At 66.2% G+C, this 210-nt stretch carries 1 protein-coding gene; it reads left to right on the top strand.

The genetic code is table 11. The annotated features are described in order from the left end of the window. Positions 1-210, top strand: a 210-nt coding sequence (locus KW821_RS21600) for a hypothetical protein (protein ID WP_218292889.1), incomplete at both ends; no start/stop codon positions are given.

The raw sequence follows: 210 nt of genomic DNA, 5'->3' as shown, positions 1-210 counted from the left end.
ATCACCGGCGTCAATGACGGTGCGGTGATTGTGGGTGATGGCAGCGGTGCGGTGACCGAAGACCTGAACGTGGTCAGCGGTAACCTGACCGAGACCGGCAGCCTGACCCTGACCGACGTGGACGGGGTGGACGAGGCCGAGTTCAAACCGGGCCTGGGCGCGCCGAGTGCCAATGCCCTGGGCAGCCTGACCATTGCCGCGGATGGCAAG

It is taken from the genome of Aeromonas sp. sif2416 (assembly GCF_019218665.1).
Lineage (GTDB): Bacteria > Pseudomonadota > Gammaproteobacteria > Enterobacterales > Aeromonadaceae > Aeromonas > Aeromonas encheleia.
This window is presented reverse-complemented; position numbering and strand designations above follow the sequence as displayed.